We start from the raw sequence: 16963 nt of genomic DNA on the forward strand, positions 1-16963 counted from the left end.
CGCCTCAGCGAGCGTCGAGGAGCTCGTCCTCGACGTCGGCATCGCTGTCACGGCGCCGGGACTTCTTGACGGGTGCCGGCATCCCCTCCACCTCTTCGCGGTGCTTCACGATCTCGGTGCGGATGATGTAGCCGATGAACACGAAGCCCATCAGCGCGAACAGGATCCACTGGATCGCATACGACAGATGCGGGCCGGGGTCGTCGGTGGGGGAGTCGAAGCGGCCCAGGGCGCCTTCGCCCGCCGGTTCCTCGCTCACGATCTGCCCGTACGCGCTCGTGATCACGTCTCCGTCGACCAGCTCGGCGATCGAGGGGAGGTTGATCGTCGGCACCTGTCCCTCGGGAGCGCCGCGTCCGGAGGCCGGCAGCTGCTCTCCGGGACGCAGACGCACGATGACCTCGACCTCTCCGCTCGGAGGCGCAGGAACGGCATCCGGGGAATCACCGTCGCCGGGCGGCACCCATCCGCGGTCGACGATGAACACACGTCCGTCGACATCGCGGAACGGCACCAGAACCTCGAACGCACTCGTGCCGCCATGGGGCCGATTGCGCACGAGGAGCTGGTCATCGGCGATGTACTCGCCGTTCAGGACGACAGGGTGCCAGACGTCGCCGGGCTCGAGCGCTCCGTCGGCGCCGATGAGGTCGGACAGCGGGACGGGATCCGCGTCATAGTTCTTCTCGACGAGAGCGATCTGCTCGGATCTCGTCTCGTTCCGCTCGAACTGCCAATTCGACAGGAAGGCGCACCCGACCGCGAAGCCGATCGCGATCAGCACGTACACGGTCCATCGACCCATCCGGGCACTCACGAGGGCATACCATCTCTCACTGTCACGGGGAAGTCTCTGGCCGCCAGGTAGTCGTGGAGGAACGAGACATGCTCGTCGCACGCGAGCCAGATCTTCTCACGGTCGGCGGCATGGATACGCGGATTGCGCCACACCACCTGCGTGGTCGCCGCGCTCCGGCATCCGGCACGCGAGCACTCCAGTCCACTCACTCGCGATCCTGGCGGCTTTCGTGGATGGTGATGACGTGAGGCGGCGGGTCCTGTTCGACCGGCAGCGTCGGGGCCGGGGCAGGTGCCTCCAGCTGCTGCACGGGAGATTCCGCCGTCGTCTCGGTGCTGTCGCTTCCTGCGTTCGCGAACACCACCGCGATGTAGGGAAGGAGCGCGGCCGCGAGCGCGAAGACCCATGTGTACCAGCCGTAGGGCTGCACGAACATCATCAGCGCGAAGCAGACGATGCGGATCGTCATGGTGAGCGCGTATCGGCGCACGCGGTGGTCCGCCTCGTCTTTCGGCGACTGCGGAAGCGAGGTGACAGCAGGGACCAGTGGCTTGCTCTTCACGATGAGTCCAGCCTACGCCGGTGCGGGCACCACGGCGCGCCCGTCTGCCGCTCAGGGCGAGAAGAGGAAGGGCAGAGTGAAGGCGCCGAAGAACAGGAACCCGATGACCGTCATGACGATGCCGATGACGAGCACCGCGACCATGATGTACCCCATGATGAGGCCGGCGAAGGCCATGCCGCGTCCGCCGATCGAGGGGTTCGCCTTCGTCTGTCGGAGCGCCATGTGGCCGGTGATCACGGCGACGATCGAGGCGAGCAGAGGCACCACAGCCCAGAAGAGCACGACTCCGGCGATTCCGCAGATCAGCGACGTGACCGCGAGTCCGCTCGCCGGGCGAGATGCGGGATAGTTCGGTGCTGCGTAGTTCGGTGCCGCGTAGTTCGGGTATCCGGTGGCGGGTTGGCCGGGAGCGGACGTCGGGTAGGGCGACGCTGCAGACGCTGAGCCGTAGGGGTGCATCGATCCGCCGCCGTGGACAGGCTGGCTCGGCGCGAAGGAAGGCGCGGCGCCCGGGTACGCCTGGGTGGGCGACGCCGGAGGGGCAGTCGGGTACGACGGCGGCTGCGCCGCCGGAGAAGCTGCCTGGTAAGGCTGTGCGGGTGGTGCCGACGCTGCGGGCGGCGGGGGAGTCGGCTGCGGTCCGCCCGAAGGGGTGGGGATGCTGTTGTCGCTCACGGTGGCGCCTTTCGTCGGGTTCAGCGTTCCAGTCGCGGCGTCCGTCTGTCAAACGACGCCGGTCGGACGGCGGCATCCTCGGTAGGATCGAGGACGACCAGGCCCCGACCCCAGCGGCCAGATCAGGAGTGGAAATGAGTTCTCGCGTCGTCCTCGTCACCGGCGGCAACCGCGGCATCGGCCGCGCCATCGCAGAGCGATTCGTCCGTGACGGATACCGCGTCGCAGTGACGGCGCGGAGCGGGGAAGGCCCCGACGGCACGTTGACGGTCCGCGCGGACGTCACGGACGCCGCGGCTCTCGACGCGGCATTCACCGAGGTCGAGCAGCAGCTCGGGCCGGTGGAGATCGTGGTCGCCAACGCGGGGATCACCAAGGACACTCTCCTCCTTCGCATGAGCGAGGACGATTTCGACAGCGTCGTCGCCACCAACCTCGGCGGAACGTTCCGTGTCGTCAAGCGCGCGTCCAAGGGCATGCTGCGGGCTCGTTTCGGACGCGTCATCCTCATCTCGAGCGTCGTGGGCCTGTACGGCTCGGCGGGGCAGGTGAACTACTCCGCATCGAAAAGTGCACTCGTGGGCTTCGCGCGATCGCTGACCCGCGAACTCGGCGGACGCGGCATCACCGCGAACGTCGTCGCGCCGGGCTTCATCGAGACCGACATGACCGCAGAGCTGCCCGAGGAGACTCAGAAGCAGTACAAGGCGAACATTCCCGCCGGACGCTTCGCCACACCTGACGAGGTCGCGGGCGTGGTCACCTGGCTCGCGGGCGACGACGCCGGCTACATCTCGGGCGCGGTCATCCCCGTCGACGGCGGCCTCGGGATGGGGCACTGAGCCGAGACCGACGCCCTGTCGTCACCGACGGGAGACCGCCGCGTCGATGAGCTCGGCCAAGCGGCCCGGAACCGAGAACTGCGGCCAGTGACCTGAGCCGATGCGGATGACCTCGGCATCGCCGATCGCTCGGAATTCATCCGCGTACGGGCCCCATTGCTCGAGCTCCGACTCGAGAGTCTCCTGATCCATCGCGCCCATCAGCAGTGTCACGGGTACCCCGTGGCGCTGCTCCGAGCGCAGCTCGATCGGATCGGTGGGCACCCGCGCGGGAACGCTCCGAGCCAGCGGAGCGGTGCGGGCGCGGGTCGAGTCGTCGAGGTCGTCGACGTCTTCGGCGGGGAAGTAGTCCCACCCGGGGAAGGGGACGACGCCGTCGACGACCTCGAACTCGCTGATGCCGAACCCGGAGGGCGGCGGCACCGTGTCGACGAAGACGACCCGCGAGACGAGGTCGGGCCGTGCGTCGGCGACGCCCCAGGCGACGTTGCCGCCGCCGCTGTGACCGACGACGGCCACGGGTGCCCCGATGTCGTCGACCGCGGCCACGGCGGCATCGACCCACTCGGCGATTCCGATGTCGGAGGAAGCGGCGGCGGGGAGACCGACGCCGGGCATCGTCAGGGGATGCACCGAGTGCCCTGCGCGTTCGAGGTCGGCGGTCACCTCGCTCCAACTGGACGCGTCGAGCCAGAGACCGGGGATGAGGATGATGTCCATGCCCCGACGCTAGACGGGGCCTCGGACATCCGCTAGGGCAGGAGCGCGATGACCTCGGAGAGGTCCTGCGGACCGATCACGAGACTCGCCGCCGCGCGTACGGCAGGCTTCGCATTGAACGCCAGTCCGAGACCGGCGACGGCCATCATCTGCAGGTCGTTGGCTCCGTCCCCGATCGCGATGGTGGCGTGACGGGGGACCCCGAGCTCGTCGGCCCACTGCTGCAGTGAGGCGGCCTTCACCGCGGCATCCACGATCTCGCCATCGACGCGGCCGGCCAGGGCGCCGTCCACGATCTCTAGGCGGTTGGCGCGCCACCGGTCTACGCCGAGCCCGGGGGCGACGTCGTCGAGGATCTCGTGGAACCCTCCGGACACGACTCCCACGACACCGCCGCGCTCATGGACGGCCGCAGTGAGCTCGCGCACCCCAGGGGTCGGCTCTATGCGCGCCAGCACGCGCGCGAACCCCGACACCGGCACGCCTTCGAGCGCAGCGACGCGGGAGCGCAGGCTCGTGGCGAAGTCGATCTCGCCGCGCATCGCGGCTTCGGTGGCCGCCTGCACCTCGGGGCCCCGCCCGACCTCATCGGCGATCAGTTCGATCACCTCGTTGCGGATGAGGGTGGAATCGGCATCGAGGACGACGAGGAAACGCGCGGCAGTCACGCCTTCGAGCCTATCGACAGCAGAACGGCCCGCTGTGCAGCCGCGTATCGCGGCGACACCGTCACCTCTCGATGAACAGGCCCTTGCCCACCACGGTGATGCCGGACTCGGTCACGGTGAATCCGCGAGCCAGATCTCGCTCGCGGTCGACGCCGACGGTCGCACCGTCCGCGAGGACCACGTTCTTGTCGAGGATGGCTCGATGGACTCTCGATCCCGCTCCCACCCGCACCCCGTCGAAGACGACGGAGTCGGTGATGGTGGATCCTCCTCCGGCGAGTGTCCACGGACCCACGACGCTGCGCTCGAGATGAGTGCCCGAGAGCACGGATCCGAGCGACACGATCGAGTCGATCGCATTGCCGATGCGCCCGACGGAGTCGCGCACGAATTTCGCGGGCGGCGAGTTCACGGCCTGCGAGTGGATCGGCCACTCCATGTTGTAGAGGTTGAAGATCGGAAGCGTGGAGATCAGGTCCATGTGCGCGTCGAAGAAGGAGTCGATCGTACCCACGTCGCGCCAGTACGAGCGGTCGCGCGGCGATGAGCCGGGGACGTCGTTCCGCTTCATGTCGTAGTAGCCGGCCTCGCCTCGATCGACGAAATACGGCACGATGTCGCCGCCCATGTCATGCCCGGAGGTCGGCGATTCGCCGTCTGCCTCGACCGCGGCGATCAGCGCATCCGCGTCGAAGATGTAGTTGCCCATCGAGGCGAGCACTTCGTGGGGCGAGTCCTCGAGGCCGGCGATGTCGGTCGGCTTCTCGAGGAACTGCTTGATGCGGCCGGACTCGGTGTCGGCGTCGATGACCCCGAACTGGGACGCCATGGCGAGCGGTTGGCGGATGCCCGCGACGGTGGCCTTCGCGCCGGACTCGATGTGCGCGTCGAGCATCTGTCGGAAGTCCATGCGGTAGACGTGGTCGGCGCCGATCACGACGACGATGTCGGGCTTCTCGTCGTTGATGAGGTTCAGGCTCTGCAGGATCGCATCGGCCGAGCCCGAGAACCAGCGCTTTCCGAGACGCTGCTGCGCGGGCACCGAGGTCACGTACGAGTCGAGGAGAGCCGACATGCGCCACGTCTGCGAGATGTGGCGATCGAGGCTGTGCGACTTGTACTGCGTGAGCACGACGATCTGGCGCAGACCCGAGTTGATGAGGTTCGAGATCGCGAAATCGATCAATCGGTACTGTCCGCCGAAAGGCACTGCAGGTTTGGCCCGATCGGCCGTGAGGGGCATGAGACGCTTTCCCTCGCCGCCGGCGAGGATGATGCCGAAGATCTTCTTTGGTGCGGACATGCACCAACCATAGATGCGATTCGGCTCGGCTAACTAGCATCTGGACAACTGAGTCACTACCGTCTAGACATGCGCGTCGAGATGATCACGAAGGAATACCCGCCGGAGATCTACGGAGGTGCCGGTGTGCACGTCGCCGAGCTCGTCACGGCCCTGCGGCAGAATATCGATGTACAGGTCAGAGCCTTCGGAGCTCCTCGTGACGAGGCGGGAACTTTCGCCTACCGGACACCTTCAGGACTGGCCTCCGCGAACCCCGCGCTGCAGACCCTCGGGACGGACCTCGAGATCGTCGCGGCGATCTCGGACGCCGATCTCGTGCACAGTCACACCTGGTACGCGAACTTCGCCGGGCACATCGCCTCTCAGCTTCACGGCATCCCGCACGTCCTCACCGCGCACAGCCTGGAACCGCTCCGCCCGTGGAAGGCCGAGCAGCTCGGCGGGGGATACGCGGTGTCGAGCGGAATCGAGAAGCTCGCGTACGAGAACGCCGCGGCGGTGATCGCGGTCAGCGCCGGCATGCGCGAGGACATCCTGCGGAGCTACCCGTCGGTCGACCCGACCCGGGTGCGCGTGATCCACAACGGCATCGACGTGGATCGCTGGCGGCCGGTGCAGAACCCGGCGTTCCTCGAGTCGGTCGGTATGGACCCGACCAGGCCGTCCGTCGTGTTCGTCGGCCGGATCACCCGGCAGAAGGGCCTGCCGTACCTCCTTCAGGCCGCTCGTCTGCTGCCCCCGGAGGTGCAGCTCATCCTCTGCGCCGGCGCGCCGGACACCCCCGAGATCATGGCGGAGGTGCAGGAGGGCGTACGGCTTCTCCAGCAGACCCGCGAGGGCGTCGTCTGGATCGATCGGATGCTGCCGCGCGACGAGCTGTCGGCCATCCTCACCGCGGCGACGACATTCGTGTGCCCGTCCGTCTACGAGCCGCTGGGAATCGTGAACCTCGAGGCCATGGCCTGCGGCGCTGCCGTCGTCGGCACGGCGACCGGCGGAATCCCCGAAGTCGTCGACGACGGGGTCACCGGCCGCCTGGTGCCGATCGAGCAGCTCCAGGACGGCACGGGGACGCCGGTCGATCCGGAGCGCTACGTCGCCGACCTCGCTGACGTGCTCACCGAGGTGACGTCCGATCCCGAGCGAGCCCGTGCCTATGGTGCGGCCGGCCGGGAGCGGGCTCGCGACGAGTTCAGCTGGGGCGCGATCGCCGACACCACGCGCGCGCTGTACGCGGAGCTGACCGCCTGAGCCGATAGGCTGGAGGCATGTCGAGCGCTCTGGAATTCACCGACGTCGTCGTGCGCCGCGAGGGGCGCAACATCATCGATCACGTGACCTGGCAGGTCGACGATGATCAGCGGTGGGTGATCCTCGGACCCAACGGTGCAGGCAAGACGACGCTGCTCCAGCTGGCGGACACGCTGATGCACCCGACCTCGGGAACCGTCACGGTGCTGGGAGAGACCCTCGGACGCACGGATGTGTTCGAGCTGCGCCCGCGCATCGGCTTCGCCTCCTCCGCGATGGCGAAGCGCGTTCCGCGCGAAGAGACGGTTCTGAACACGGTGCTCACAGCGGCATACTCCGTGCTCGGGCGATGGAACGAGAGCTATGAGGACATCGACGAACGTCGTGCGCTGCGCGTCCTCGGCGACTGGCGACTCGACCACCTCGCCGACCGGACCTTCGGCACGCTGAGCGACGGCGAGCAGAAGCGCGTGCAGATCGCCCGCGCCGTGATGACCGATCCCGAGCTGCTGCTGCTCGACGAGCCGACCGCGTCTCTCGACCTCGGCTCTCGCGAGGAGCTCCTTGCACTCCTGAGCGGCTATGCGTCGTCGCCGACGACGCCGGCGATGCTGATGGTCACGCACCACGTCGAGGAGATCCCGGTCGGATTCACTCATGTGCTGCTGATGCGCGAGGGGCGCATCGTCGCCGCCGGGCCCGTCGCCGAGACCCTGACGGCCGAGGCTCTGACCGAGACGTTCGGCATGCCGATCGTCCTCAGCAGCGAAGAGGGTCGCTATGCGGCCCGCGCGGCATCCTGATGCGCATCTGATAGAATCGATCCTTGGTGCTCTCTGCACCGCAGACTTCCCTCGTCCCTGGCACAATCCAGGGCAGCAACTAAGGAATCCCATGAAGACTGACATTCACCCCGTGTACAAGGCTGTCGTGTTCCGCGACCTCGGCTCGGGCGAGACGTTCCTCACCCGTTCGACTGTCTCGAGCGACAAGACCATCGAGCTCGACGGCGTCGAGTACCCGGTGATCGACGTCGAGATCTCCTCGGCATCGCACCCGTTCTACACGGGCAAGCAGCGCATCATGGACTCGGCCGGTCGCGTCGAGAAGTTCAACCAGCGCTTCAAGGGCTTCGGCGGATCGTCCAAGTAACGACCCCCGCGATCGAAGGCCCCGTGTTCCTCGGAACACGGGGCCTTCGTCGTCTGCAGTGGGTTCGTCTTCTGCGGTCGGAGAGCGCGCGAGTCGTCAGACGTCGATGACGATGCGCTCTCCGTCGATGCGGCCCAGCGGGTCGCCAGGGGCCGGTGCGGGGGCGGTGCGCTGAGTCTGACGGTCTCGCTCGGCACCGGCTTCGTGCGCCGACGGCATCCACACCGCGTCGAACGATCCGCCCAGGCCGCCGCCCGCGCTCTCGTACTTCTTCTCGAGCGGAGTACGGGCGTAGACCGCCACGATCATCACCACGACCGCGGTCGCGGCCACGAGGAGGATCGCGATCGTCAGCAGGGTCCCGAGAATGTCGGCCATGACTCCAGGCTAGGCGGGACGGCTCCGATCGGCATCCGTCTGCAGGAGGATCCTCAGCGGATGCGTCGGCCCTGGGCGAGATCGATGAGATGCGTCAGCACGGGACCCGACCGCAGGCCGTTGTGCTCGTGTTCGCTCGTCACCCAGAGCTTCACGCCCGGCAGCAGGCGCGCGGTCTCGAGGGAGTACTCCAGCGGCACGTAGACGTCGTTCACGTACACGGCGGCCGCGCCCGTCGCACCCGAGGTGGCGATCGCGACCTCGTCGTAGATGCGCGGCCACTCGAACTCGGCGAGCGCGAGCGTCACATCGCGCCACGGCCGGAAGGCCGGCACGGTCTCGGTCCAGTCGCGGCGGATGTGCTCTCCGGTGAACAGCGTGAGGTCGTCCCGGAAGTCCTGGGGCTCCGTCCGCTCGGCGGACCAGCGGGTCGCGTGTCCGCTGGCGTAGCTCGACTCGTGGAAGACGAAGTAGAGCGGGTTGCGCCCGCTGTAGGGCAGCGCGTGCATGAGGTCGTGGCGGAACGCGTTCGATGCGGCATCTCGCTCCAGGAGCGACCACAGGGTCTGCCAGCCCTCGTTCGTGCCGAGCGCCGAACCCACAGAGCGCAGTCGAGACGGCGACACCACCTCGCCGTCGGGGAGCACGATGTCGCCGGCCGCTGCCCGATCGACCAGACCCCGCATGACGTCGCGATGCTGCGGGAATCGCCGGTAGTACTGCTCGGAGGCCGCGCGCATCTTGTCATAGCAGAGCGCGTACACCTCGTCAGGATGACGATCGACGGTGCTCAGGCCGCCCGTGATGAAGACGTCCGCCAGCGAGTCCGCATCGGTGGAGAGATAGGCCAAGGTCGTGAACCCGCCGAACGACTGGCCGAGCACGCTCCACGTCTCGGCGCTGAGGTGCTCGCGCATCGCCTCGCAGTCCCGGACGATCGAGTCCGCGCGGAGATGGGTCAGGTACTCGGCCACTGCCTCGGAGCCTCGTGCGAGGTCGCCGTCGCCCACGGGCGTGGACAGGCCGGTGCCGCGCTGGTCGAGCATCACGACGCGGTAGTGAGCGAGGGCCTCGTCGAGCCAGGCGGGGGAGGATGAGGCGTGGAAGGGTCGCGGCGCTTCGTGACCGGGGCCGCCCTGCAGGTAGACGAGGAAGGGGAGTCGCTCGCCTCCCTCGCGGGTGACGACGCGGGCGAAGATGTCGATCGTGCGGGTGTCTGCGGCGTCGCCCCAGACGAGCGGCACGGTCAGAGTGTGCTCCTCGATCGTGAGGTCGAAGAGGCGGTGGATGGTGGTGGTCATGTCACATCACATTCCCGATGTAGGAGTACTTGACGAAGACCTCCGAGGCGATGTCGGCCTCGTGGAGCACGCCCTGCACTGCGTTCATCATGTAGTTCGAATCCCACCCCATGTAGAGGTGGTGCGTCTCGTCCAGCTGGTCCCACTGACCCTTCCAGGCCATGGTGTCGTAGATCGGACCGCCGTGAGCGGCGCAGTACGACACGGCGGCCGCGCGGGTGTCGGTCCAGGAGCGGCGGAAGACGCGGTTGAAGAGGTGCTTGACGTCGAAGACCTCCCAGCGCTCTCCGCGGTATTCGACGTACTCGAACTCGCGTTCCCACCCGGCGGGCCATCCACGACGGCGGACGGCATCGAGGATGGGAGTGAGGCCGTCGTCATCGATCTCCGGCAGTGCGGGGCGGGCCCAGATCCGCAGCAGGTCTGCGGTCAGGCGGATCGTGCGCTGCGAGATGGCCGCGGTGCCCCAGGTGTCGGTGGCCGCGAGCGCCTTCGTCTCGGCGATCGTGCTGCGGGCGTACGCGGAGTCGCGCTTGACGGAATAGGACTCTCCGAAGACCCGCTCCGAAAGACGCTGCTCGAGAAGCGTGAGGTTGCCGAGCGTGGGTGCGAGAGCACGATGCGCGTTGCGTTCGTCGTCCGAGTACTCGATCCACTGGCGCACGCCGTCGCCGGACCAGCTGTCGCTGGGCACCGTGGGCACGATGTGCTCGACATCGAAGTCGATCGGGTCATCGACCCCCTCGATGCGGCCCAGCACGTATGCCGGGTGCGCGAGCTCGCTGTACTTCACCACCGCACTCACCCGTTCGTCAGACGGGGTGATGCGGGCGAAGGCGCGAGCCAGGGCGTCGCGCCCATGCGCACGTGCGCGGCAGAGACGGGCGACCAGGCGCTCGTTCGGAAGATTGACGAGCGTCCGCCGCAGGTACATCGCCTGGATGCACTCGAGAGTCTCGACGAGCTCATCCCGCTCGATCAGACCTCGGGCGTGCTCGCTGTAGACGCTGAGGACGAGAGGGGAGGACGCCCGGCCGAAGGTGTTGACGTAGCGCAATTGCCGGGCGATCTCCGGGTCCTGCTCGCGCGAAGGATCGAGCAGGATGCCGTAGATCTCGGCGTAGTGGCGCCAGACCTCGGCATCCGCCTGCAGATGGTCCAGGCCGACGCGAGGGAACGACTGCCGGAACGCGCTGTAGACGCCGTGCTCGCCGTTGGCGGCGACCTCCCGTCCCGTCGTCATCACCAGATAGTGCCGCCAGAAGGCTCCGATCGCCTCTCCTGTGTGCCGTTCGATCGGAAGCCAGAACCGCTCCTCGACCTCGAGCTGCTCCGTGTGGGTCAGGCCCATGAGCATGTAGTTGTGGATGAGCTCGTGGTCGCGCAGCGGCTCGCCCGTCGAGTTCAGGCTCGCGAAGATCTGCTGGGCGTTCGCGTCGGCACCGAGCGTGATCGACACGTGCTCGAGCTTCTGCAGACCGGCCCAGATGAGCGGGGCTTCATCGGCGTGCACCTGGCTGCGGAAGAACGCGTAGTTGTCATCGAACCGCGACTCGCGGTCGGCGTGGCCGTCGCGTTCGAGCACCACGGATTCGTAGAGCTCGGCCCACGCGTCGTGCGGGCGCAGCTTCGTGCGGGTGGGGTCGTCGGGGCGCACGAGCACGCGGTCGAGATCGGCGGCGAGCCGGGGGTCGGAGTCCTGGACCGCATGCCGAAGGGCCGCGACCAGCAGCATCAGCGTGGTGATGCGCTGCTGCCCGTCGATCAGGACGAGGTCGGTGTCGGCATCGCTGTCGTCGGCCGCCGACAGGATCGACCCGATGAAGTGGCGGTGGGATGAGTCCTCGCGGGCGACCGCACGGACGTCCGAGAGAAGCTGCTCGCACCCGCCGATGTCCCACCGGTACTGGCGCTGGTACACCGGCACGACGATGGTCGTGGAGTCCTCTGCGAGCCACTCGATCGTGTTGACAGCTGTCGCCTCGACGTTGGTCGCAGTGCTCATGCTGGTGTCTCGTCCTCCCGTAACGCCCGGCGCCGAGGAGTCGCCAGGCGCCCGATTCAGTCTATTCGCTTATTCACGGCGGCCCTCGGCGGCGCTCCAGAGGTGCCCTGTTAGGCTTGCCTTATCAGGGCCTGTTAAAACGTGCTGGCCCCCGATGAAGGGACATGACCTAGATCATGGGATACATCAAATCGAAGGCGCTCGAAGACAAGGGCTTCGTGGTGCTCGACAGCTACGACCAGGAGCTCGACCCCAAGGAGTGGCTCGACATCGAGTACAACGACTGGAAGTCGTCGGGCGACACCCGCTTCGCGCCGCTCGCCAGCGCCAAGGGCGAGATCGAGTGCAACGGCTTCTGGAACCACAAGCCGCCGCGCACCGACAAGGACGGCGTCTGGATCGACTCGCAGACGGCGAAGGCTCCGAACCTCACGCGTCGCGCACAGGAGCCCGGCGCCAACGTCGGTCGCTGCCGCGTCATCGAGCTGCAGCCGACCCCGTACGGCGAGTGCCTGTACAACCTCCACCAGGACGACAACAACCGCCTGAACCCCGACGGCACCGGATGGGTCGTGCGCGGATTCTTCAACCTCAGCGACGACAAGGACAGCTTCTTCGTCCTGCGCGAGAACCGCACGGACCCGAGCATCGAGTACCGCATCGCCCTGCCCGCCGGTGCACAGCTCATCGTCGACACGCAGCGTCTGTGGCACGCCGCGACGCACGTGGGCACCGAGCCCCGCTACTGCCTCATCACGTCGTGGACGTCCGGCCCTGAGCTCGACGCCTACATCGAGAAGTACCACGGCACCCAGGACGTGCCGAACGTCGAGGTCCCGCAGGAGGTCCTCGAGGCCGGGTACGCCGAGCAGGCTCGCCGTGACGCCGCCCGTGCCGCGTACTACGCCGCCAAGGGGCAGCAGGTCAAGCAGGCCATGAGCGAGGCCTGAGCCTCATCCGAATCAGGACCGGCGACGGTCCGAAGGCCCCGGTCCTCGTGACCGGGGCCTTCTTCGTGGAATCACATGCTTGTGATTTCGCCTGGTCTGGGCGAGAATAGCCCCATAACCGCATATTCACGCCAGTTCTCGGTGTTTCAGGTCGTTGGGGAAGACGCACCTGATGAAACGGAGAGATCATGGCGACGGCTTACGCACGCGGAGTGGTGTTCATCCACTCTGCACCTCGCGCGCTCTGCCCGCACCTGGAATGGGCGGTAGGACGCGCCATCGGTCGTGCGGTGAACTTCGACTGGAGCGACCAGCCCGTGCTCGACGGCGCACGCCGCGCCGAGTTCTACTGGGATGGTCCGGTCGGCACGGGCGCTGCTCTCGCGACCGCGATCCGCGGCTGGGAGCATCTCCGCTTCGAGGTGACCGAGGATCCGACTCCTCGCAGTGACGGCGGGCGCTGGCTGCACACTCCCGACCTCGGGATCCACTACGCCCAGACGGACGCGGCCGGAAACATCGTCATCGGCGAGGACCGCATCCGCTACGCGATGGAGATCGCGGCCGGGAGCGCGACCGAGCTGCAGCGTGAACTCGACATCGCACTCGGCTCGGCCTGGGACGAGGAGCTGGAGCCGTTCCGCCACGCGAGCGATGACGCGCGTGTCGTGTGGCTGCACAAGGTCGGCTAGGCAGCCGCCCACAGGCCTGGAAGGGGAAGGCGCGAGTATCGGATGCCGGTGAGCGATCCCGGACGCTGAGAAGGCGAATTCCCTTTCCATACATGACGAGGACCCCGCCCCTGGACAACAGGGACGGGGTCTTCGTCCGTCAGATGACGGCTGACCGGGCCATGTCGGTGCGGGCGGTGGTTCCGCCGGACATCACGTCGTCCCACGCGAGCCGCAGTCGCTGCATCGCCTCGGCGGTGCGCTCCGGGGGCAGCGTGATCGGGATGCGCAGGCGCCGCTCGAGCACGCCACCCGTGGAGAAGCGAGGTCCGGGCGGGAGGATCAGCCCGTGATCACGTGCGGCCAGCGACAACTCCGTCGAGACGGGAGCGCCGAGATCGAGCCAGGCGGACAGTCCGCCGTTCGTCTGAGGCATCGAGAGGCTCTCGATCGATTCGAGTCCCACCGCCACGGCATCCCGACCCGCGTGCAGGCGTGACGCGACGTGCGCGGTGAGAGCGGGCATCTCGCGCAGTAGCTCGACGGCGATGCACTGCTCGAGCAGCGCCGTGCCGAGCTCGAACGAGGGGCGGACGGCGAGCAGGCGGGTGATCATCGCGCGGTCGGCACGGATCCAGCCGATGCGCATGCCGCCCCAGGCGATCTTCGACATCGAGCCGACGGTGATCACGCGCGGGCCGAACGCCGCCAGAGGACGTGGAGACCAGCCGCGATCGATGTCGAGCTCCGCGGTCGTCTCGTCGACGACGAGATGGGTCCCGACGCTCTGCGCCGTCGCCGCTATGCGTGACCGGGCCGTGTCGGGCAGCGTCGCGCCGGTGGGATTGTGGAAGTCGGGGATCAGATAGGCCAGGTGGGGGCGACTGCGAAGAAGCGTGTCGGCGATGTGGCGCTCATCCCACCCGGTGACATCCACCGGAGTCGGCACCAGTCGGTAGCCATGGCGGTGGAGCGCCTCGAGAGCGTGCGGGAAGGTCGGCTGCTCGACGAGTGCACGCTCTCCGCGTCGGCCGATCGTCGCGAGCACCAGGTTGAACGCGTGGAGGGCGCCGGACGTGATCATGATCTCGTCGGCATCCGTCGGGAGCCCCCGCTGCGTGAAGCGCTCGGCGACTGCGTCACGCAGCTCGGGAAGGCCCTGCAGCGAGTATCCGCTCGTGCCGCGCAGCGCGGCCAGACGGGGGAGCGATCGTACCGTCGCGTCGTACAGCCCCGGCGTCGAATCCATCGAGGCGATCGACAGATCGATCGCCGAGGCGTCAGCCACAGGACCGACACGTGCTGCGGTGTGCGGAAGTGTGACACGGGTGCTGCCTCCGTGCCGACGCGAGACGTAGCCGTCGACCTCGAGGAGCCCGTACACGCGGGTCGTGGTGGAGCGGGACCGTCGCAGCTCGAGGGCGAGCGCTCGCTCGGACGGCAGACGCTCGCCCACCGTCAGTCGACCGTCGAGGATCAGCGCACGGATCTGTTCGGCCAGGGCCTTCGCTGTACCGCCGGCGACGTTCTGTGCGCCGAGCTGCTGGACGAGTCGTGAGGTCATCTGTCCAGCATGCCGCAAAGTGGCCTGAGGAAAGCAGGCCACTTCTCGTCGAGTGGACGTCTGGCGCGCATCCGCGGCGGGTGCACGATGGAGGGATGCAGCTCCGCTCCGTCTTCCTCCCCATCGCAGCCACCAGTCGTCGTGACGTCGTCGAGCGCATCGTCCAGTTGCTCGTCGGGCTGTTCCTCTACGGTGTGGCACTCGGTCTGATGGTGCGCGGAGGCATCGGCGTCGCGCCCTGGGATGTCCTCGCTCTCGGCATCGCCGGAAACGCAGGCATCGGCTACGGGGTGGTGACGGTGCTCGTCTCCGTGCTGGTGCTGCTCCTGTGGATCCCCCTGCGGCAGCGCGTCGGTCTCGGCACGCTGCTCAATGCACTGCTCGTCGGACCGAGTGCAGATCTCGCACTCTTCCTCCTCCCCGTGCCCCCGTCGGTGTGGGTGGGTGCCCCGATGTTCGTGGCGGGGCTGCTGCTCCTCGCGTTCGCCACCGGGCTCTACATCGCCGCGGACTTCGGTCCCGGCCCGCGCGACGGCCTCATGACGGGTCTCGTCGGGCGAACGGGCTGGCCGGTCTGGCTCGTCCGCACTCTGATCGAGGGCAGCGTGCTGCTGATCGGGTTCCTGCTCGGCGGACCTGTGGGCGTGGGAACCGTGCTCTTCGCGTTCGGAGTGGGGCCGCTGATCGGGTGGTTCCTGCCCTGGACGACGAGGGTGCGGGCGGCTCGCTCACGACAGCTCGCCCGCGCGTAGTCCCACCGCTGTCGACGACAACGGCCCCCGGGATCACCCGGGGGCCGTTCTCTCTTCCACCTCAGTCAGTCGGCGCTTGCGAACACGGCGACGGCGTTGTGCCCGCCGAAGCCGAACGAGTTGCTGATCGCGTAGAGCTGACCGTCGCCGAGGGGCTGCGGTTCACCTGAGAGCTTGAACGGCACGGCCGGGTCGGGCTCGGTCATGTTGATGGTCGGCGGAGCGACGCGGTCCCGCAGGGCGAGCAGCGAGAAGATCGCCTCGAGGGCTCCGGTGCCGCCGAGCAGGTGCCCCGTCGACGCCTTCGTGGCCGACACGGGGATCTCATCGATCCGGTCGCCGAAGACCTTCTTGAGTGCGACGTACTCGTTGGGGTCGCCGACCGGGGTCGACGTCGCGTGGGCGTTGATGTGGGCCACCTGGTCGGCGCTGATGCCGGCCTCGTCGAGAGCCTGGGTGACGGCGCGGGCGGCACCGGTGCCCTCGGGGTCATTGCCCGTGATGTGGTAGGCGTCTGCCGTGACGCCACCGCCGAGCACGTAGCCGTAGATCTTGGCGCCGCGCGCCCGTGCGTGCTCCTCGGTCTCGAGGATCAGCGCCGCAGCGCCCTCTCCCATCACGAAGCCGTCACGGTCGATCGCGCCGGGGCGCGAGGCGGTCGCCGGGTCGTCATTGCGCCGCGACAGGGCCTGAGCCGAGGCGAAGGACGCCATCGTGATCGGGTGGATGGCGGATTCGGTGCCACCCGCGATCACGACGTCGGCGAGACCGTCCTGCAGGTGGTGGAAGGCGTGGATGATCGACTCGGTGCTCGATGCGCAGGCACTCACGACGGTCTGCGCGTAGGCGCGAGCCTGGAACTGCAGCGACAGGTTGCCGGCAGCGGCGTTCGGCATCAGCATCGGAACGGTCAGGGGCATCACCCGGCGCGGTCCCTTCTCGCGCAGAGTGTCCCAGGCGTCGAGGAGGGTCCAGAGGCCGCCGATGCCGGTGGCGAAGTCGACACCGAGGCGCTCGGGTGCGACCTCGGGCGAGCCGGCATCCGCCCATGCCTCGCGCGCCGCGATGAGCGCGAACTGCGACGACGGGTCGAGACGCTTCGCCTCGTGGCGGGGAAGGACCTCTTCGGGGCGGACGATCGCCTCAGCGGCGAAGGTCACGGGGAGTTCGTACTGCTGCACCCAGTCGTGCTCGAGAGTGCGGGTGCCGGACTGGCCTGCGAGCAGGTTCGTCCAGTTCTCGGGAGCTGTCCCGCCGATGGCGGACGTGGCGCCGATGCCGGTGACGACGATGCGCTTGGTCATGTGTGGTTCCTTGTCAGGCGGGTCGAGCAGAGGGCGGGCAAGGCGGAGGATGCCACGCCC

The 16963-nt window shown here is 67.9% G+C and carries 19 protein-coding genes; 7 read left to right on the top strand and 12 right to left on the bottom strand.

Annotated elements, in window-relative coordinates:
- Positions 1-4 precede the first annotated feature (4 nt).
- Genes ACZZZQ_RS15585 through ACZZZQ_RS15600 form a run of 4 tightly spaced genes read right to left on the bottom strand, consistent with a single transcriptional unit; the run spans position 5 to position 2039 of the window.
- Positions 5-805 carry an SURF1 family cytochrome oxidase biogenesis protein gene (locus tag ACZZZQ_RS15585; protein ID WP_463507887.1) on the bottom strand — a complete coding sequence of 267 codons (801 nt, stop codon included), beginning with the start codon at positions 803-805 and terminating at the stop codon, positions 5-7.
- Positions 806-813: 8 nt separating this feature from the next.
- Positions 814-1008, bottom strand: coding sequence for a hypothetical protein (locus ACZZZQ_RS15590; protein WP_053096420.1), 195 nt, complete (start codon positions 1006-1008; stop codon positions 814-816).
- Positions 1005-1361, bottom strand: a complete 357-nt coding sequence (locus ACZZZQ_RS15595; RefSeq protein WP_072591374.1) for a DUF3099 domain-containing protein — start codon at positions 1359-1361, stop codon at positions 1005-1007. The genes ACZZZQ_RS15590 and ACZZZQ_RS15595 overlap by 4 nt, the downstream gene beginning before the upstream one ends.
- 51 nt (positions 1362-1412) lie before the next feature.
- Complete coding sequence (locus ACZZZQ_RS15600; protein WP_463507888.1) at positions 1413-2039, bottom strand: DUF4190 domain-containing protein; 627 nt, start codon at positions 2037-2039, stop codon at positions 1413-1415.
- Positions 2040-2173: 134 nt separating this feature from the next.
- Here ACZZZQ_RS15600 and ACZZZQ_RS15605 point away from each other — a divergent pair, with 134 nt between their 5' ends.
- Positions 2174-2881 carry a beta-ketoacyl-ACP reductase gene (locus ACZZZQ_RS15605; RefSeq protein ID WP_053096412.1) on the top strand — a complete coding sequence of 236 codons (708 nt, stop codon included), beginning with the start codon at positions 2174-2176 and terminating at the stop codon, positions 2879-2881.
- A gap of 21 nt (positions 2882-2902) precedes the next feature.
- Here ACZZZQ_RS15605 and ACZZZQ_RS15610 read toward each other — a convergent pair whose 3' ends face one another.
- The 3 genes from ACZZZQ_RS15610 to glgC all read right to left on the bottom strand — a co-directional run bounded on the left by ACZZZQ_RS15610 (position 2903) and on the right by glgC (position 5572).
- Positions 2903-3601, bottom strand: a complete 699-nt coding sequence (locus ACZZZQ_RS15610; RefSeq protein WP_056278873.1) for an alpha/beta fold hydrolase — start codon at positions 3599-3601, stop codon at positions 2903-2905.
- 32 nt (positions 3602-3633) lie between these two features.
- On the bottom strand, positions 3634-4269 hold the full coding sequence (gene serB / locus ACZZZQ_RS15615; RefSeq protein WP_320488521.1) for a phosphoserine phosphatase SerB: 636 nt from the start codon (positions 4267-4269) through the stop codon (positions 3634-3636).
- 61 nt (positions 4270-4330) lie between these two features.
- Positions 4331-5572, bottom strand: a complete 1242-nt coding sequence (glgC, locus tag ACZZZQ_RS15620; protein ID WP_053096406.1) for a glucose-1-phosphate adenylyltransferase — start codon at positions 5570-5572, stop codon at positions 4331-4333.
- Between the two features lie 69 nt (positions 5573-5641).
- Between glgC and glgA the strand changes: the two genes are divergently transcribed.
- The 3 genes from glgA (at position 5642) to ACZZZQ_RS15635 (ending at position 7978) form a co-directional block, all read left to right on the top strand.
- Entirely contained in the window at positions 5642-6826 is a 1185-nt protein-coding gene (gene glgA, locus ACZZZQ_RS15625) for a glycogen synthase (RefSeq protein WP_053096404.1), read from the top strand.
- Positions 6827-6843: 17 nt separating this feature from the next.
- A complete protein-coding gene (locus ACZZZQ_RS15630) occupies positions 6844-7629 on the top strand; it encodes an ABC transporter ATP-binding protein (RefSeq protein ID WP_053096402.1) in 786 nt (261 codons plus the stop codon).
- Between the two features lie 91 nt (positions 7630-7720).
- A complete protein-coding gene (locus ACZZZQ_RS15635; RefSeq protein ID WP_042537536.1) occupies positions 7721-7978 on the top strand; it encodes a type B 50S ribosomal protein L31 in 258 nt (85 codons plus the stop codon).
- 96 nt (positions 7979-8074) lie between these two features.
- Here ACZZZQ_RS15635 and ACZZZQ_RS15640 read toward each other — a convergent pair whose 3' ends face one another.
- From ACZZZQ_RS15640 to ACZZZQ_RS15650, 3 genes are read right to left on the bottom strand one after another with little or no spacing between them, the layout of a single operon-like run.
- Complete coding sequence (locus tag ACZZZQ_RS15640; protein WP_463507889.1) at positions 8075-8356, bottom strand: hypothetical protein; 282 nt, start codon at positions 8354-8356, stop codon at positions 8075-8077.
- Between the two features lie 53 nt (positions 8357-8409).
- A complete protein-coding gene (locus ACZZZQ_RS15645) occupies positions 8410-9657 on the bottom strand; it encodes an alpha/beta fold hydrolase (protein WP_463507890.1) in 1248 nt (415 codons plus the stop codon).
- A 1-nt stretch (position 9658) separates the two neighbouring features.
- Positions 9659-11662, bottom strand: coding sequence for a DUF262 domain-containing protein (locus ACZZZQ_RS15650; protein WP_463507891.1), 2004 nt, complete (start codon positions 11660-11662; stop codon positions 9659-9661).
- A gap of 176 nt (positions 11663-11838) precedes the next feature.
- On the opposite strand from ACZZZQ_RS15650, the gene ACZZZQ_RS15655 reads away from it, so the two are divergent.
- Together ACZZZQ_RS15655 and ACZZZQ_RS15660 are read left to right on the top strand one after the other, a co-directional pair.
- A complete protein-coding gene (locus ACZZZQ_RS15655; protein WP_053096395.1) occupies positions 11839-12612 on the top strand; it encodes a hypothetical protein in 774 nt (257 codons plus the stop codon).
- Between the two features lie 188 nt (positions 12613-12800).
- Positions 12801-13304: a DUF3145 domain-containing protein gene (locus ACZZZQ_RS15660; protein WP_053096393.1), complete on the top strand. Its 504-nt coding sequence runs from the start codon at positions 12801-12803 to the stop codon at positions 13302-13304.
- Positions 13305-13443: 139 nt separating this feature from the next.
- Here ACZZZQ_RS15660 and yczR read toward each other — a convergent pair whose 3' ends face one another.
- Positions 13444-14847, bottom strand: coding sequence for a MocR-like transcription factor YczR (gene yczR, locus ACZZZQ_RS15665; RefSeq protein ID WP_463507892.1), 1404 nt, complete (start codon positions 14845-14847; stop codon positions 13444-13446).
- Positions 14848-14942: 95 nt separating this feature from the next.
- On the opposite strand from yczR, the gene yczE reads away from it, so the two are divergent.
- A complete protein-coding gene (gene yczE / locus ACZZZQ_RS15670; RefSeq protein ID WP_072591365.1) occupies positions 14943-15599 on the top strand; it encodes a membrane protein YczE in 657 nt (218 codons plus the stop codon).
- 65 nt (positions 15600-15664) lie between these two features.
- Here yczE and ACZZZQ_RS15675 read toward each other — a convergent pair whose 3' ends face one another.
- Entirely contained in the window at positions 15665-16903 is a 1239-nt protein-coding gene (locus ACZZZQ_RS15675) for a beta-ketoacyl-[acyl-carrier-protein] synthase family protein (protein WP_056278865.1), read from the bottom strand.
- Positions 16904-16963: the final 60 nt, after the last annotated feature.

Source organism: Microbacterium sp. AC132, from assembly GCF_979258525.1.

Excerpts from the sequence above, each read along its gene's own strand:
- ACZZZQ_RS15585 (WP_463507887.1), bottom strand. The coding sequence starts at position 805 with ATGGGTCGATGGACCGTGTACGTGCTGATCGCGATCGGCTTCGCGGTC.
- ACZZZQ_RS15675 (WP_056278865.1), bottom strand. The coding sequence starts at position 16,903 with ATGACCAAGCGCATCGTCGTCACCGGCATCGGCGCCACGTCCGCCATC.
- glgA (WP_053096404.1), top strand. The coding sequence starts at position 5,642 with ATGCGCGTCGAGATGATCACGAAGGAATACCCGCCGGAGATCTACGGA.
- yczE (WP_072591365.1), top strand. The coding sequence starts at position 14,943 with ATGCAGCTCCGCTCCGTCTTCCTCCCCATCGCAGCCACCAGTCGTCGT.
- ACZZZQ_RS15610 (WP_056278873.1), bottom strand. The coding sequence starts at position 3,601 with ATGGACATCATCCTCATCCCCGGTCTCTGGCTCGACGCGTCCAGTTGG.
- ACZZZQ_RS15630 (WP_053096402.1), top strand. The coding sequence starts at position 6,844 with ATGTCGAGCGCTCTGGAATTCACCGACGTCGTCGTGCGCCGCGAGGGG.
- yczR (WP_463507892.1), bottom strand. The coding sequence starts at position 14,847 with ATGACCTCACGACTCGTCCAGCAGCTCGGCGCACAGAACGTCGCCGGC.
- glgC (WP_053096406.1), bottom strand. The coding sequence starts at position 5,572 with ATGTCCGCACCAAAGAAGATCTTCGGCATCATCCTCGCCGGCGGCGAG.
- ACZZZQ_RS15650 (WP_463507891.1), bottom strand. The coding sequence starts at position 11,662 with ATGAGCACTGCGACCAACGTCGAGGCGACAGCTGTCAACACGATCGAG.
- ACZZZQ_RS15640 (WP_463507889.1), bottom strand. The coding sequence starts at position 8,356 with ATGGCCGACATTCTCGGGACCCTGCTGACGATCGCGATCCTCCTCGTG.
- ACZZZQ_RS15605 (WP_053096412.1), top strand. The coding sequence starts at position 2,174 with ATGAGTTCTCGCGTCGTCCTCGTCACCGGCGGCAACCGCGGCATCGGC.
- ACZZZQ_RS15635 (WP_042537536.1), top strand. The coding sequence starts at position 7,721 with ATGAAGACTGACATTCACCCCGTGTACAAGGCTGTCGTGTTCCGCGAC.
- ACZZZQ_RS15660 (WP_053096393.1), top strand. The coding sequence starts at position 12,801 with ATGGCGACGGCTTACGCACGCGGAGTGGTGTTCATCCACTCTGCACCT.
- ACZZZQ_RS15655 (WP_053096395.1), top strand. The coding sequence starts at position 11,839 with ATGGGATACATCAAATCGAAGGCGCTCGAAGACAAGGGCTTCGTGGTG.
- ACZZZQ_RS15645 (WP_463507890.1), bottom strand. The coding sequence starts at position 9,657 with ATGACCACCACCATCCACCGCCTCTTCGACCTCACGATCGAGGAGCAC.